Source organism: Novosphingobium cyanobacteriorum (genome assembly GCF_029436685.1).
GTDB classification, from domain to species: Bacteria; Pseudomonadota; Alphaproteobacteria; order Sphingomonadales; family Sphingomonadaceae; genus Novosphingobium; species Novosphingobium cyanobacteriorum.
Genome location: NZ_JAROCY010000013.1, coordinates 114291 through 130010 on the forward strand (window position 1 = coordinate 114291; position 15720 = coordinate 130010).

Here is a 15720-nt window from a genome sequence, read left to right on the forward strand (position 1 = left end):
AGCCGATCAGCGGCGGCCGCGCAGCCAGCGCCAGAGCCACCAGCACCCACCCGCCGAAACCGCGCCGGCGGCGAGGATGCCACCGCCGATCAGCGCGCCGGTGGCCAGCAGGCCGGTGGCGAGCGCGACGACGATTTCGAGCGTGGTTCTCATCATGCACCTGTGCCCTACACCATCGGCACGGTGGATGAACGCGTGAAACGGGGGTTGCCTCCGTCGGGACGACGGTTAAGCGACGGGGCGTGAGCGATTTGCCGATCCATGCCGTTCTGCCGGACCTGCTGGCCGCGCTGCGCGCCGGCAATGCGGCCGTGCTGATCGCGCCGCCGGGCGCGGGCAAGACCACGGCGGTGGCGCCCGCGCTGATCCGCGAGCCGTGGTGCAAGGGGCAGGTTATCGTGCTGAGCCCGCGCCGCGTGGCCGCGCGCGCCGCGGCAGAGCGCATGGCCGAGATGCTGGGCGAGCAGGCCGGCGAGACGGTGGGCTATGTCACGCGGCTTGATGCGAAACGTTCTGCACGGACGCGGGTTCTGGTGGTGACCGAGGCGATCTTCGTCTCCACGATCCTGAACGATCCCGAATTGCAGGGCGTTTCCGCCGTGCTGTTCGACGAGGCGCACGAGCGGCATCTTGACAGTGACCTGGGGCTGGCGCTGGCAGTGGAGGCGCAGGGCGTGCTGCGCGAGGACCTGCGCGTGGTGGCGATGAGCGCCACGATCGACGGGGCGCGGTTTGCCGGGCTGCTGAACGGCGCACCGGTGGTGGAAAGCGCGGGGAAGGCGCATCCGCTGACAGTGAAGTGGCTGGGATCGCGGCCTGATGTGAAAGTGGATGCGGCCATGGCCAGCGCGCTGGTGCAGGCCTGGCGCGAGGAGGAGGGCGATATCCTGGCCTTCCTGCCCGGCGTGGCGCAGATCGAACGGACGGCGGACCTGCTGGCCGAGCGACTGCCGGGGGCGCTGGTGCTGCCGCTGCACGGGCAGGTGGAGCCGGCAGGGCAGCGCGCGGCGATCCGGGTGGACCCGCAGGGGCGGCGGCGGATCGTGCTGGCGACGAGCATCGCCGAAACCTCGCTGACGCTGGACGGGGTGCGCGTGGTGGTGGACGCAGGCCTTTCGCGCCGCGCGGAGTTCGACAAGGCGGCGGGGGTGACGCGGCTGGTGACGGTGCGCGCTTCGCAGGCCGCCGCGGCGCAGCGCGCGGGCCGCGCGGCGCGGCAGGGGCCGGGCGTGGCATACCGGCTGTGGGAAGAGGCGAGCCATGCCGGGCGTGAGGCGTTCGACCCACCGGAGATCCTGACCCAGGACCTGACGCCGCTGATGCTGACGCTGGCGCAGTGGGGCGCGGGCGATGCGGGGGCGATGGCGTGGCTCGATCCGCCGCCAGCCGCAGCGATGGCGGCGGCGCGCGGGGCGCTTACGGCTTTGGGTGCGCTCGATCGTGAAGGGCGGATCACGGAACATGGCCGGGCGATGGCACGGCTGTCGATGGAGCCGGCGCTGGCGCACATGCTGCTGTTTGCCGCCGAAAGGGGCGCGGGCGGTGAGGCGGCGCGGCTGGCGCTGCTGCTGCAGGAGCGCGGGCTTGGCGGGCGGGGCGAGGACCTGGCGCGCAGGATGGACCGCTGGAACGGCGAGCGCGGCGGGCGGGCCGAGGCTTCGCGCAAGCTGGCGGGACGGTGGGCGGAGAGCGCAGTGCGGGCCCTTCGACAGGCCCAGGGCGATCGGGGTGAGGATAGGGACCCAGCAAAGGCCGCTCGTGCTGAGCGTGTCGACGCACCAAGCGCGGGCGTGCTGCTGGCAGAGGCGTTTCCGGACCGGATCGCGCGGGCGCGGTCTGGTAGCGGGGAGGAGTGGCTTTCGGCAGGCGGGCGGGGATACCGGCTCGATCCGGCATCGCCGCTGGCGACGGCGAAGTGGCTGGTGATCGGCGATGCGCAGGGCGAGGCCAAGGGCGCGCGCATCACTGCGGCGGTGACGCTGGAGGAAGCGGACATCGCGCGCTGGCTGGGGCACCGGCTGGAGGAGCGGCACACGCTGCGGTGGAACGCCGAGGAACGCCGGGTGGAAGCGCGGCTGGAACGGCGGCTGGGCGCGATCGTGCTGGCGCGGGTGCCCGATCCGAAGCCTGACCCGGCGGCGGTGACGGCGCTGCTGATCGAACGGGTGCGCGCCGATGGGCTGGACGCGCTGCCGCTGGGCGCGGCGGCGAGGGCGCTGGTGGTGCGCGGGACCTATGCTGGGATCGAAGCGCTTTCCGAAGTGGCGCTTCTGGCCGATCTGGAGGACTGGCTGGCGCCGGTGCTGGAGGGGCGGCGCGATCTGGAAGCGAATGCGGGCCGGCTGCACGAGGCGCTGGCCGGACGGCTGGACTGGAACGAAAAGCAGGCGCTTGACCGGCTGGCCCCGGCCGAGTTCCGATCGCCCGCAGGGACGAGCCATGCCATCGATTATGGCCACGAGGGTGGGCCGGCCGTTGAACTGCGCGTGCAGGCGCTGTTCGGGCTGGACCGCCATCCCTGCGTGGGCCAGCCGCCGCGCCCGCTGCTGCTGAGCCTGACCAGCCCCGGTGGCAAGCCGATCCAGACCACGGCGGACCTGCCCGGCTTCTGGCGCGGATCGTGGAAGGACGTGGTGAAGGACATGAAGGGCCGCTATCCCAAGCACCGCTGGCCCGATACGCCATGGACCGAGGACCCGAGCCTGAAGACGAGGAACGCGTTCGAGGCGGGGAAGCGTTGAGGAATGGGCCGGTGCCGCCAAGGGAAGGCCGGATGGCCTTTCCGCACCCTTCCCACACTCCTCACTTGATTTGCGCGGCGATTCGCAGGAAAGCGCGTGGCCATGACTGCACGCATCTTTCAGCGCCCGAAGAACGCCATGCAATCGGGCAAGGCCCGCACCAGCGACTGGGTGCTCGAATTCGAGCGTTCCGAGGCGCAGCGTCCCGACCCGCTGATGGGCTGGGCCGGATCTGGCGACACGCAGGTGCAGGTGGTGCTGAACTTCGGCTCGCTGGACGAGGCCAAGGCCTATGCCGACAAGTACGGCATTGCCGCGCACGTGATCCCCACACCGCCCAAGCGGCTGAAGCTGCAGAGCTACGCGGATAATTTTCGCTGATTTTCAGTCGGAAAGGTCATCCGGCCTTTCCAGTGCCGTGTCCAGCCGACAAGGCTGGACAAAGCCAGAGGCAAAGGCCATATGCGCGGCCGGGAGTCGGTCGGACGCTTGCGTCCGCCAACCTGGTCAGGTCCGGAAGGAAGCAGCCACAACGGGTTGCGGCGGGTCGGCCGGCTCCTTTTTACCCCAATCGTCGCAAGGTGGATGTCCGCCCTTGGCCCTCCGGCAGATGGGCAGTCAGTCTGCGCCGCGCATGCGGCTGCGCGCGGCGTTGCGGCTGCCGGTGGCGGGGGCGAGGCCGCTGACCTTGCCGAGGCCAAAGGGCGGCATGTTGGCGTAGATGGTTTCGTGCGCCCCGGCGGGGACCACATAGGTTTCGTGGAAGATGCCCACGGTGCCGTCGGTGCCCACCGCCTTGTTGAAGGCGACCCAGGCGGGCCAGTGCTTCTGTTCACGATCGCGCGCGTAGGCCTCAAGGCTATCAAAGTCCCGCCAGTATTGCAGCAGCACGACGGTGCGCAGGCCCCGGATGAGGTATTCGGTGCCGAGGAAGCCGCTGTCAGGATTACGGCTCAATTCCGCGATCATCGGGCCCATGGCGCGGGCCACGGGCAGCCATTTGCCCAGCTTGCGAAACGCGTTGATGCGCATGCCGATGACGAAGACGACCACCGACCCATCATGGGTGGCGGTCATGCGGGCGGGAACGATCGTGTTCATGCAATCAAGGTTGCATTTTGCAACTGATTTGTCAATCCACCGCTTTGGCGAGGGAGGACATTCGACAAGCGGGGGCGGACGCCTTACCTAGGGCAGGCAATGGGCGATTCCACCGACATGTTTGGCGATCCCGTGGACCAGGATGCTGGTCCTCCGTGGGACGAGGCCGAGAGCGGACCGAGCGCGGCCGAGCTGGAGGCTGCGGGGCAGGCTTCGATGTTTGGCGATCCCGTGCCCCCGGCTGCGCCAACGCCCGCCGCCGTGCAGGAAGCCCCGGCGCCCGCTCCGGTTGCACCGCGGGTTGCTGCGCCCATACCGGCTGCCGCACCTTCTGCCGCGCCAGCTTCGACCGTGCAGCCTTATCGCGTGCTGGCGCGCAAGTATCGTTCGCAGACCTTTTCCGAACTGATCGGGCAGGATGCGATGGTGCAGACGCTGGCCAACGCGATCAAGCGCGACCGGCTGGCACATGCCTTTCTGATGACCGGCATCCGCGGGGTGGGCAAGACATCCACCGCGCGGCTGATCGCCAAAGCGCTGAACTGCATCGGCACCGACGGGCAGGGCGGGCCGACGATCGATCCGTGCGGGCAGTGCGAGCCCTGCGTGGCGATTTCGGAAGGGCGGCACATCGACGTGATCGAGATGGACGCGGCCAGCCACACCGGCGTGGACGACGTGCGCGAGATCATCGAGGCGGTGCGCTATGCCGCGGTCAGCGCGCGCTACAAGATCTATATCATCGACGAAGTTCACATGCTGTCTCGCAATGCATTCAATGCCTTGCTGAAGACTCTTGAGGAGCCGCCGGCGCATGTGAAGTTCCTGTTCGCCACAACCGAAGTGGACAAGCTGCCGGTCACGGTGCTGAGCCGCTGCCAGCGCTTTGACCTGAAGCGCATTCCGGCGCGGGTGCTGAAGGATCACTTCGCGATGATCTGCGCCAAGGAAGGCGTGGAGGCGGAGGACGAGGCGCTGGCCATGGTGGCCGCCGCGGCCGAGGGATCGGTGCGTGACGGGCTTTCCATCCTGGACCAGGCGATCAGCCATGCCGACCTTGCCACCGGCGGCGAAGGCGCCACCACGATCAGCGCCGATCAGGTGCGCGAGATGCTGGGCCTGGCCGACAAGACCATGCAGCGCCGCCTGTTTGGCGCGATGCTGGCGGGCGAGGGGGTGAAGCTGCTGGAGGAAGTGGCGCACCAGTATGCCCTGGGCATCGAACCGGTGGCGATGATGCGCGCGCAGATGGACCTGGTGCACAAGGTGACCGTGGCGCAGGTTTCCGGCACGGCGGATGCGCGCAGCGCCGAGGAGCGCGCCGCGATCGAGGGCTGGGCCAAGGCGATGGGGGCTGGCCAGCTGCACCGGCTTTGGCAGCTGCTGCTGAAAGGCTATGACGAGGTGCGCGGCGCGCCCGATCCGCTGGTGGCGACGCAGATGGCGCTGCTGCGCGTGATGCACGCCAGCGAGATGCCCGATCCGGGTTCGCTGGTGAAGAAGCTGGAAGACGTTGTGGCGCGCGCCCCGGCGGCGGCGCTGGCCGCGCCTGCGGGAGAAGGCGGCGCGGCGCCCGCGGCATACCAGCCCGCACCGGTGGCGATGGACTGGGAGGAGCTGGTCGAGCAGGTGGAGCATGTCTCTCCGCTGACCGGATCTTCGATGCGCCTTTCGGTGCGCGTGATCGAGCTGCGGCCCGGCTACCTGAAGTATGAGCAGGCCCCCGGCCTTCCCGGCGATCCGACGCAGGAAATCCGCAAGGGGCTGCAGACGGCCACCGGCGGGCACTGGCAGGTGGAGCGCGGAACGGGTAACGCGCAGCCGAGTCTGGAAGAGGCCAAGGCTGCGAAAGCGGCGGTGGCCGATGCCGAGATGCGGGACGATCCGCTGGTGAAGGCGGCGCTGGCCGCGTTCCCCGATGCGCAGATCGTGGACGAAGCCGCATCGCGAGATCACGAACAGAGACCCTGGAGCAGGCGCGCATGAAATCGATGGAAGAGATGATCCAGGCAGCCCAGAAGGCGGCCGAAACCATCCAGAAGCAGATGGAGGACGCGCAAGGCCGCCTTGACGCGATCGAGGTGGAAGGCGCCGCCGGCGGCGGGCTGGTGAAGATCAAGGCCAGTGCCAAGGGGCGCGTGATCGGCGTGAGCATCGACGACAGTCTGATCAGCGTGGCCGACAAGGGCATTCTGGAAGACCTTGTGGCTGCCGCATTCAACGACGCGCGGACCAAGGCCGATGCCGCCGCGGGCGAAGAGATGCAGAAGGTGCAGATGGCCGCGGGAATCCCGCCGGGCTTCAAGCTGCCGTTCTGAGTTTTCGGGCCTGAACGCCCCTTTCGCCTGCGGGAGGGGCCGGGGCGGGCAGGCCTGCCGCGCAAATATTTCGGTCTGGCTGCGGTTGTTCAGGAATTGTTGCGGGTTGAATGCGTTATCGGCAATGAGGCGACGGGGCGCCTGTAAATTTGTCGATCCTGGAAGGACTTGCGGTTGAGCGTTAGTGTTGTTGTCTTGACCGCCGCTGCCCTGGCGGGCGCCGAACCTGTGGCGGAAGCGCAGGCGGCTGCCGTGCCGGTTGCCGTGGAAGCGCCACAGCCGCCTGTGGCAGCGCCCGTTTCCCCGCCTGCACCATCGATGCCGGCTGCAGCTTCCCCGGCCGCCCCGAACCCGGCCGCCCCGAACCCGGCCGCCCCGAACCCGGCCGCCCCGAACCCGGCCGCCCCGAACCCGGCCGCCCCGAACCCGGCCGCCCCGAACCCGACCGCCCCAAACCCGACCGCCCCGAACCCGGCCGCCCCGAACCCGACCGCCCCGAACCCGACCGCGCCGCCCGAACCCTCCAACGAGATCGTGGTTGAGGGGGAGACCAAGGCGCCGCCGCAGGACCCGATCGAGCGGGTGAACGAAAAGTCGTTCGAAGTGGTGCAGAAGGTGGACGACAAGCTGATCGCCCCCATCGCCCACGGATACGAAAAGGGCGTTCCGCGCCCGGTGCGGATGGGCTTGCGCAACTTCATCCGCAACCTGACCGAGCCGGTGGTCTTCATCAACTACATGCTGCAGCTGAAGCCCGGCAAGGCGATGGAGACGGTGGGGCGCTTTGCGGTGAATTCCACCATCGGCGTAGGCGGGCTGGTGGATGTGGCGAAGAAGAAGCCGTTCAATCTGCCGTATCGTCCCAACGGGCTGGGCAATACGCTGGGCTATTATGGCGTGGGGCCGGGGCCATACCTGTACCTGCCGCTGGTGGGGCCGACGACGGTGCGCGACCTGTTCGGCCTGCTGGTGGACCGCGCGACGGTGCCGGGGCTGGTAGGCGGGCCTTTGCGCAAGCCGGAATACGTGCTGCCGCTCAACATCGTGGAATCCATCGACGACCGGCTGCAGATCGATGCCGAACTGCAGGAGATGAAGTCCGCATCGAACCCCTATGTCACCTATCGCGAGCTGTACCTGCAGGCGCGGCGGGACGAGATCGAGGCGCTGCATGGGCGCGGACCGCTGGCCAAGGGCGAGATCGGCGTCGCGCCGTTCCCGAAGCCGCTGCATCCGGAACCCGAGAAGCCGGAAGCGGCTTCGCCACCCGCGGCAGTGGTGCCGGCGCCGGCACCGGTCGACCCGCAGGTGAGGCAGCCGGAAGCGGAGGCAATTGCCCCGAAGGGCCCTGTTTTCGTGTCGATTCCGGTGGTGCAACCGATCCCCGTGCAGTAAGTTGTTGTCTGGTAACCGTTGCGGGCTAGCGCAGCGGACCCCGGCGAGGATGACCACCGCAGGACCAACCAGGCGGGGCGGCCTTTCCGGACGCAGAGGAACTGAAAGATGATGCGACAGACCTTGGTTCTGGCGGCAGGCATTTGCGCTCTGGCCGCCGCAGGAAGCGCGATGGCGCAACCCGACAATTCTCCCCAGGCAGCAGAGGACATCGTGGCGCGCGCCCATGCGCGTCCGATGGGCTTCATCGCCACCAGCGGCCCGGATGTGGCCGGGCACTATGCCGTGGCGATCGACGTGAGCGGCATCGATCCGACCACGCCCGCCGGCTGGGCGCGGATCAACCGCCGGGTGAACGTGGGCCTTGGCCAGCTGTGCGATCTGACAGGCGCGCACAACCTGATTACCGGGCCGGATTCGCCCGAACGCGCCGCGTGCCTTGCCGAAGGGCGCGCTGCTGCCGAGGCGCAGATGCACCGCGCGCGCGCCGCAGCCGAACGCGGCGAGACAGTGGCGACGCTGGGGATCAGCACCGCCGGTTGATCCCCAGCGCAAATGGCCGGGGTGGCGCCTGCCGTCCCGGCCGACTGCTTTAACGATTGTGCCGTAACGAAACTTCGCCAAAACGGATTGATCGCCGCGCGGCAGGACCGGGTTGCCGGGCATGATGCAGAAGCAGCGCCACACCCGCCCCGCGTGGTGGAGGCGAGATGGCAAGCGATTGATTGTATTCCGTTACTAACAATCGTTGAGCCGATCCGGGGTGAGACCTGCCAGCCCAATGGCGTGCCCCGGCGTGCGAAGCGTCCTCCACTTCGCTTTGGAACCCGCTGAAAAACAACCCTTTCCGAAGCATGTCCCGGCTGCTGCCGCGCCTGCCCGTGCCATCACCGCCGCCCGAACGGCAAGGCGAAGGACAGGTTTGCGATGGCGACGATTCCGGTGGTGGTGTTGGCGGGGCAATCGAACGCCGCGTTCGGCGGCGTGGACAACCGGCTTTATGAAGTGCTGGCGGCAGGGGGCAGCGACTTCGAGCTGGTGAAGGTGGCGGTGGACTGGACATCGCTGTTCGCCAACCCGGACCAGGACTGGGACCCCGCCTCAGGCGAGCTGTTTGCGCAGCTGGTGGCGGCGACCAAGGCCGCCGAGGACCGCGTGCGCGCAAGCGGCAACGAGCCGGTGGTCTATACCCTGTGGATGCAGGGGGAGATCGACGTGGGCACGCCGGGCTATGACGCGAAGCTGGCGGACTTTATCGGGCAATACCGCAGCGCCATCGGCCAGCCCACATCCACCTTCGGCATCAGCCTGCTGCCCTATGCCAGCGACGTGCGCAGTGCGCAGCTGGCGGTGGCAGCTGCCACGCCCAACGTGCTGACCGTGGAAACGCTGGGCGCCACCACGTGGGACGGGATGCATTACGACAAGGCCTGGCGCGAGAAGATTGCGCAGGACTTCCTGGCGCAGGCGGCGGTCACCACCGGCAGTTCGGCGGGATACGACAACGGGCTTGCGGCGGCGAAAGTGTGGCAGGACGGCGCGATCACCCGCGTGATCGGCCCGCAGTTCGTTGACTATACCTGGAACAACGGCAGCCACGCCACGATCATCCAGACGTTCTCCGGCGACGACACGGTGATCACTGGCGCCTTCATCGACACCATCCGCACCGGCGACAACAACGACACGGTGTGGTCTGGCGGGGGCAACGACTTCATCGACCTGGGCATGCATGACGACGTGGCCCACGCCGGCACCGGCAACGACCGCGTGATCGGTGGCTTCGGCAACGACCAGATCTGGGGCGACGAGGGCGACGACTGGCTGCAGGGCGTCTATGAGGACGACACGATACGCGGAGGCGCGGGCAACGACCGCATCGACGGCGGGGAGGGCGATGACCGCCTGCTGGGCGATGACGGCAACGACACGATCGTGATGGGGCCGGGCCGCGACGTAGTGACCGGCGGAGCGGGGGCGGACCGCTTCGTCTTCGTGACCGGCGAGACGCCGGAGCCGGGCCGTTCGGGCATGGACACGATCACCGACTTTTCCGCGCGGGCGGGGGACGTGATCGACCTGTCCGCCATCGACGCGAATGTGCTGGTGGATGGCGACCAGGCATTCCAGTGGATCGGCGCGGGCAAGTTCACTGGCCATGCGGGCGAACTCCAGGCCGTGGCAGCGCGCGGGTTCACGCTGATCGCCGGGGATACCGACGGCGACGGCAGGGGGGATGTGTGGATCAGGCTGACCGACGTGGGGGCGATCGATCCGGCGGGGATTGTTCTTTAAAGTGGAGCGTTTGGAATGGGTGGGGAGCGGATAGACCGCAATCGGAGGCAACAACCCCAAACCGGACACTCAATCGAGTGAAGCCAGCACCTTCGAGACTTCCTCTTGCGTCCACAGCTCGTCTCTGTCCTCTATGAAGCGACTACTGTCGTCTTCGAGGAAAGCGACGGCATCACGGGTAACCTCATCCTCAAACTCGATGTCGTCACTCGCTACGATGCAATCTGCAACATAGACTGCGGCGTCAAAAGACAGTTGCCCATCCCTGACGGCGGTTAGGAAGCGACGCACGGCAGACCGGGTCATGACAAAAAGCGGCCCATCTGAAATCGCGATGAAGCCGTGTTTTGTTTCTCGAAGGTCGGCGTAGAACTCGGCGACCTCACCCGCGATTTCCTCCATGAACGTGTTGGGAGCGAGTGTTCCAGAGAGGAACGCGACGAGAGAAGCGTGTTGCATTGCGAAAGAATGGAACGCTGAACGAATGTCCGCAATCCGGAAACGCGCAGCTCATTGTTTACGTCCGCAACTGGGCGAAAGCAGCCACCAACCCCTTGGCCAAAACCCGCTCACCCTGAGCATGTCGAAGGGTGTTGGCGCTGGCTGTGGTGTTGGGCTTTGGTGGTTCGACAAGCTCACCGCGAGCGGGTTTTGGTTTGCTGGATCGACTTACCCGAACCCTCAGCTCTCCAGCTGCAGCATGTTGTCGCGGAGCGTCTCGAACGCGCGGCCATCTGAAAGCGTCAGCAGGTCGTCGTGTTCCAGTCCGCAGTTGCGGCGCAGGAGGCGGGCGGCGGCGGTGCGGTTGGCGGGGGAGAGGCCGTGGGTGGTGGCCAGCACTTCCGGATTGTGGCTGATCGTGCGGTCGAACAGCAGTTCGAGGTTGCGCGGGTGATAGGCGTTGCCGAGGAATACCAGCCGCCTGGCGCCGCCCATGGCCTGGCGCAGGCGGTGGACCGAGGGCTGGTCGGCCAGGCGTTCGGCATGGGTGCGCACTTGCCCGGCGATGGCGTGGATGTTCCAAGGCTGCTCGCTGCCCGCCCATTCGGCCTGTGCGTCCTGCCCCGGCTGCCACGGCAGGCGGCCGACGCTGCCATAGGGGTGGATGATCTGCAGCCGTTCGCCCACGATGCGCTGCGCATCCTTCAGGTCCAGCCCATAGGCCATGACCAGTGCGTGCGGCAGGAAGTGTTCGATCGCACGGTCATAGTTGAAGCAGATGATGGTCAGGTCTTCGAACGCATGTTCCAGCCGGGTGCGCGGCAGGCCGGCGGTGAGCAACTGGCCCAGCCAGAACAGCCAGCATTCGTCGGGCTTGCCCAGCAGCGGCAGTTCGCCCGGCTGGCGCGGGGCTTCGCGCAGGGTGGCGCGCGTTTCGGCCTGGCCGATGTGGAACGCGATGGCGATCTTGCCCGCCATGGTGGCCAGCGGATCATGGTCGATCTGTTCCAGCACCATGTCGATCGCGGTGCCCATGCGCGCGGCGGTGCGCAGCAATTGCGAGGCGCGCACCATCTCCATGTGTTCCTTGCCCATGCGTTCTGCCTGCTTCATCAGGTGGCGCACGAGGATCTGGCTTTCACGCGATTGCGCCGGGGTGCCGAGCCGCGAGAAGTCATAGCCCGCCACCACGCGCGCCAACAGATCCTCGCCCGAGGGCATCTGCAGTTCGCAGCTTGCCCCGGCGCCGACCACGATGGTCGTCTTGGTGCGGATCATGCGGCGGCCCCGATCATGAGGCGGTTAATGCGCAGTTATGCCTAATATCGGGTTTACGAAGGAGAAATGGATTAACTTTCGGAAAGTTCGGGCCTGAATTGTCGCGATCCACAGCCGTCTTAACCTTTGCCATTGCGGCCACGGGTTGACGATCCCATATCGGACCCGGCCCCCGCACGGCATCGTGCAAGATCGTGGGGTCGGACGGACACGTGAACATGAATCTTTATCCTCTGCTTCCCCTGCGTGACATCGTGGTGTTCCCCGGCATGGTTGTGCCCCTGTTCGTGGGCCGCGAGAAATCCGTGGCCGCGCTCGAAGCGGCGATGGCCGGTGACAAGGACATCTTCCTGCTGGCGCAGCTCGATCCCGGCTGCGACGATCCCGATCGCGACGATCTTTACGACACCGGCGTGATCGCCAGCGTGCTGCAGTTGCTGAAGCTGCCCGACGGCACGGTGCGCGTGCTGGTGGAAGGGCACCGCCGTGCCACGCTGGAGGCCCTGCGCGCCGAGAACGGCAGCGGTGGCGAAATGCTGGTGGCGCAGGTCGAACCGATCGACCCGGTGGAAGAACACGGCACCGAGATCGAGGCGATGATGCGCTCGGTGGTGGACCAGTTCGGCGAATACGCCAAGCTTTCCAAGAAGCTGCCCCAGGATGCCGGCGCCCAGCTGGGCGATATCGAGGACGCGGGCAAGCTGGCCGACGCGGTGGCGAGCAACCTGGCCGCCAAGGTGGCGGACAAGCAGGCCGTGCTTTCGGAAAGCGACCCGCTCAAGCGGCTGGAAATGGTGCTCTCCTTCATGGAGGGCGAGCTGGGCGTGCTGCAGGTGGAGCGCAAGATCCGCGGCCGCGTGAAGCGCCAGATGGAAAAGACCCAGCGCGAATACTACCTCAACGAACAGCTCAAGGCGATCCAGAGCGAGCTGGGCGGCGGTGACGATGGCGAAGCCAACGAGATTGCCGAGCTGCAGGAGAAGATCGACAGCCTGAAGCTTTCCAAGGAAGCCCGCGGCAAGGCGCAGGCCGAGCTGAAGAAGCTGAAGACGATGCAGCCGATGAGCGCGGAGGCCACGGTCATCCGCAACTATCTCGACGTGCTGCTGGGCCTGCCGTGGGGCAAGAAGAGCAAGCTGAAGAAGGACATCCCGGCCGCGCAGGCGATCCTGGATGCCGATCACTATGCGCTCGACAAGGTCAAGGACCGCATCATCGAATACCTGGCGGTGCAGGCGCGGACCAACAAGCTCAAAGGTCCGATCCTGTGTCTCGTCGGCCCTCCGGGCGTGGGCAAGACCAGCCTGGGCAAGTCGATCGCCAAGGCTACCGGCCGCCAGTTCGTGCGCCAGTCACTGGGCGGCGTGCGCGACGAGGCCGAGATCCGCGGGCATCGCCGCACCTATATCGGCTCGCTGCCGGGCAAGGTGGTGACCAACCTGCGCAAGGCCGGCACGGCGAACCCGCTGTTCCTGCTCGACGAGATCGACAAGCTGGGTCAGGATTTCCGCGGCGATCCCGCCTCGGCCCTGCTCGAAGTGCTTGATCCCGAACAGAACGCCAAGTTCCAGGATCACTACCTGGAACTGGACGTGGACCTTTCGGACGTGATGTTCGTGTGCACGGCCAACAGCCTGAACCTGCCGCAGCCGCTGCTCGACCGCATGGAGATCATCCGGCTTGAGGGATACACCGAGGACGAGAAGGTCGAGATCGCGGAACGCCACCTGGTTTCCAAGCAGGTGGAAGCGCACGGCCTGAAGAAGGGCGAGTTCGAGCTGACGCAAGGCGGCCTGCGCGACCTGATCCGGTATTACACCCGCGAGGCGGGCGTGCGCACGCTGGAGCGCGAGATCGCCCGGCTGGCGCGCAAGAGCCTGCGCCAGATTCTTGAAGGAAAGGCGCAATCGGTCACGATCACGCCCGAAAACCTGGCCGACTACGCCGGGGTGCGCAAGTTCCGCCATGGCATTTCGGACGAGGAGAACCAGGTTGGCGCGGTGACGGGCCTGGCCTGGACCGAGGTGGGGGGCGAGCTGCTGACCATCGAAAGCGTGACGGTGCCGGGCAAGGGCGCGGTGAAGACCACCGGCAAGCTGGGCGAGGTGATGAGCGAGAGCGTCCAGATGGCGTTCAGCTTCGTGAAGGCGCGTGGCCCGAGCTATGGCATCAAGCCTTCGATCTTCCAGCGCAAGGACCTGCACATCCACCTGCCCGAAGGCGCGGTGCCGAAGGACGGGCCGAGTGCCGGGATCGGCATGGTGACCGCGATGGTATCCACGCTGACCGGCATCCCGGTGCGCGCGGACGTGGCGATGACCGGCGAGGTCACCCTGCGTGGCCGTGTGCTGGCGATCGGCGGGCTGAAGGAAAAGCTGCTGGCCGCGCTGCGCGGCGGCATCAAGACCGTGCTGATCCCGGAAGAGAACCGCAAGGACCTGGCCGACATTCCCGCCAACATCAGGGAAGGGCTGGAGATCGTGCCGGTCGCCCACGTTGACGAGGTGCTTGCCCGAGCGCTGGCCGCGCCGGTGGAAGCGATCGAGTGGACCGAGGCGGACGACCTTGCCAGCCAGCCGGGCGCGCCCGCTCCGGCAGCGGCGCCGGCAAGCCCCACGGCGCACTGAAGGCTGCACGCAGACACGGCGCGGGATCGCTTCGGCGATCCCACGCTTCTGCGTGCGCAAGTCATTGTGCAATGCGGTAATTTCGATTGTGCGCCGCACATTTGCGCAATTTCCTTGCTCAAGGCTCAGGAATAGCCCTGAATCGCCCGGAATCAGGGGATAAATCGCGTTTTTTCGTCGCATTTGCCTTTGACAGCGGAATCTTTCTCGTCTCTCTTCCGCCGCACCCGATAGGCGATTCCAAACCGCAGTTTTCCCACATAAAAGGTAGGGGGTTCCGCAATGAACAAGAACGATCTGATCAGCGCAGTGGCCGACGCAAGCGGCCTTTCCAAGGGCGACGCGACGAAGGCCGTGGAAGCGGTGTTCGACTCCGTGTCCGCCGCCCTGGCCAAGGGCGATGAAGTGCGCCTGGTCGGTTTCGGCACCTTCTCGGTCGCCAAGCGCAAGGCTTCGACCGGCCGCAACCCGCGCACCGGTGAACCGATGTCGATCAAGGCTTCGGCCCAGCCGAAGTTCAAGGCCGGCAAGGGCCTCAAGGACGCCGTCAACTAAGACGGAAAACGGAACGCCCCGCGACCTGCGGTTCGGGTCGCACGCGCGGGGTGAAGCCGGTCCAGCATAAAAGACCGCGCCGGATGGATCGTCCGGCGCGGCTTTTTTGTGCCTGCGCTGGCGTTGCGATCAAGGCGCCAGCTTGATCAGCGCGGTTGGCGCGGCGGGCGTGGAGGCGCCAATCTTCCAGTCCAGCCGCTTGCCACCGGCGTCTGCCTGCGGCCCTTCATCGGTGTTGTTGGCCAGCACCGCGCCATCGGTCACCACGGTGAAGTGGCCGTCCAGCTTGGGGGCGTTGTCCTTGCCGGCCGCCTGGCCCAGACCCGGCATCTGCGGGGTGGAGCCGCCCGGCATGAACGCGGGCGCATCGACCCGCACGGTGCCATCCTTGCGGCGGATCACGGTGACGAAGGGCACCACCAGCGGCAGCCGCTCGATGGTGGGAAAGGTGAAATCGTGGTCGAGCCGGCCAGTCGCCTCGTACTCCACTTCGAACAGGCCCTTGCCCTTGCTGACCACGGACTTCCAGCCCTGCTGCCGGGAAAGCCGATCGGCGAATTCCTGCGCGGCGCGCGGATCGGCGGGATCGATGCCGCCCATCATCGAAGCGACGGCCTTGCGGCTCTTTTCCTGTTCCCTCGCCTTGTCGGCGCGGCGCTTTTCCTGTTCGCCGGCCCAGTCTGCCTTCTGCTTGGCGAGTTCCTGAGCGGAGCAATCGTGCTCCTCGCCGGTATCCTCGTTGGAGCAGGGCGCGGCGACGAACTCCTCCTGCTCCTCGTCTTTCGACGAGGGTGAGGGATCAGCCAGCGGGGCCAGCACGATCTCGCCCTTGTAGTGGAAGGTGAAGGTGCCGTCCTTGCGCACCGCGAGGTCACTGGCGAAGCGCCCGGGCAGCAGCATGCAGGCCGCCAGCAGCAGGCCCGTGGCCAGCGCGGCAATGGCGTTACGCGTGTTCATTCGAAGCTCCCC

Annotated in this window: 14 protein-coding genes and 1 other RNA gene; 10 read left to right on the forward strand and 5 right to left on the reverse strand. The window is 67.0% G+C overall.

Translation table 11 applies throughout. The features are described from left to right. Positions 1-6: 6 nt before the first annotated feature. Entirely contained in the window at positions 7-156 is a 150-nt protein-coding gene (locus POM99_RS14400; protein ID WP_277279027.1) for a hypothetical protein, read from the reverse strand. A gap of 86 nt (positions 157-242) precedes the next feature. Between POM99_RS14400 and hrpB the strand changes: the two genes are divergently transcribed. The 3 genes from hrpB to ffs all read left to right on the forward strand — a co-directional run bounded on the left by hrpB (position 243) and on the right by ffs (position 3306). Then, positions 243-2741: an ATP-dependent helicase HrpB gene (gene hrpB / locus POM99_RS14405; protein ID WP_277279029.1), complete on the forward strand. Its 2499-nt coding sequence runs from the start codon at positions 243-245 to the stop codon at positions 2739-2741. 102 nt (positions 2742-2843) lie between these two features. Then, a complete protein-coding gene (locus tag POM99_RS14410; RefSeq protein WP_277279031.1) occupies positions 2844-3122 on the forward strand; it encodes an ETC complex I subunit in 279 nt (92 codons plus the stop codon). An 89-nt stretch (positions 3123-3211) separates the two neighbouring features. Next, positions 3212-3306, forward strand: an RNA gene (gene ffs / locus POM99_RS14415) — signal recognition particle sRNA small type. Positions 3307-3359: 53 nt separating this feature from the next. Here the strand turns inward: ffs and POM99_RS14420 are convergent. Continuing rightward, the gene (locus POM99_RS14420; RefSeq protein WP_277279033.1) at positions 3360-3842 is read right to left on the reverse strand and encodes a DUF4188 domain-containing protein; all 483 of its coding nucleotides are present in this window, start codon (positions 3840-3842) and stop codon (positions 3360-3362) included. Positions 3843-3941: 99 nt separating this feature from the next. Here POM99_RS14420 and POM99_RS14425 point away from each other — a divergent pair, with 99 nt between their 5' ends. From POM99_RS14425 to POM99_RS14445, 5 genes are all read left to right on the forward strand, one after another. Continuing rightward, the gene (locus POM99_RS14425; protein ID WP_277279035.1) at positions 3942-5828 is read left to right on the forward strand and encodes a DNA polymerase III subunit gamma/tau; all 1887 of its coding nucleotides are present in this window, start codon (positions 3942-3944) and stop codon (positions 5826-5828) included. Beyond that, a complete protein-coding gene (locus POM99_RS14430; RefSeq protein WP_277279037.1) occupies positions 5825-6160 on the forward strand; it encodes a YbaB/EbfC family nucleoid-associated protein in 336 nt (111 codons plus the stop codon). The genes POM99_RS14425 and POM99_RS14430 overlap by 4 nt, the downstream gene beginning before the upstream one ends. Before the next feature lie 195 nt (positions 6161-6355). Further along, the gene (locus tag POM99_RS14435) at positions 6356-7555 is read left to right on the forward strand and encodes an MlaA family lipoprotein (protein WP_277279039.1); all 1200 of its coding nucleotides are present in this window, start codon (positions 6356-6358) and stop codon (positions 7553-7555) included. Positions 7556-7663: 108 nt separating this feature from the next. Beyond that, positions 7664-8098: a hypothetical protein gene (locus POM99_RS14440; RefSeq protein WP_277279041.1), complete on the forward strand. Its 435-nt coding sequence runs from the start codon at positions 7664-7666 to the stop codon at positions 8096-8098. A gap of 384 nt (positions 8099-8482) precedes the next feature. Further along, the gene (locus POM99_RS14445) at positions 8483-9850 is read left to right on the forward strand and encodes a sialate O-acetylesterase (RefSeq protein ID WP_277279042.1); all 1368 of its coding nucleotides are present in this window, start codon (positions 8483-8485) and stop codon (positions 9848-9850) included. Between the two features lie 69 nt (positions 9851-9919). Here the strand turns inward: POM99_RS14445 and POM99_RS14450 are convergent, their stop codons facing one another. Both POM99_RS14450 and POM99_RS14455 read right to left on the reverse strand, forming a co-directional pair. Further along, on the reverse strand, positions 9920-10309 hold the full coding sequence (locus tag POM99_RS14450) for a hypothetical protein (RefSeq protein ID WP_277279045.1): 390 nt from the start codon (positions 10307-10309) through the stop codon (positions 9920-9922). A 222-nt stretch (positions 10310-10531) separates the two neighbouring features. Further along, positions 10532-11569, reverse strand: coding sequence for a hypothetical protein (locus POM99_RS14455; RefSeq protein WP_277279047.1), 1038 nt, complete (start codon positions 11567-11569; stop codon positions 10532-10534). Positions 11570-11787: 218 nt separating this feature from the next. Here POM99_RS14455 and lon point away from each other — a divergent pair, with 218 nt between their 5' ends. Beyond that, positions 11788-14196, forward strand: coding sequence for an endopeptidase La (gene lon / locus POM99_RS14460; RefSeq protein WP_277279049.1), 2409 nt, complete (start codon positions 11788-11790; stop codon positions 14194-14196). Positions 14197-14478: 282 nt separating this feature from the next. Beyond that, positions 14479-14751 carry an HU family DNA-binding protein gene (locus POM99_RS14465; RefSeq protein ID WP_277279051.1) on the forward strand — a complete coding sequence of 91 codons (273 nt, stop codon included), beginning with the start codon at positions 14479-14481 and terminating at the stop codon, positions 14749-14751. A 129-nt stretch (positions 14752-14880) separates the two neighbouring features. On the opposite strand, the gene POM99_RS14470 is transcribed toward POM99_RS14465, so the two are convergent. Further along, a complete protein-coding gene (locus POM99_RS14470) occupies positions 14881-15708 on the reverse strand; it encodes a hypothetical protein (protein ID WP_277279053.1) in 828 nt (275 codons plus the stop codon). Between the last annotated feature and the right edge of the window lie 12 nt (positions 15709-15720).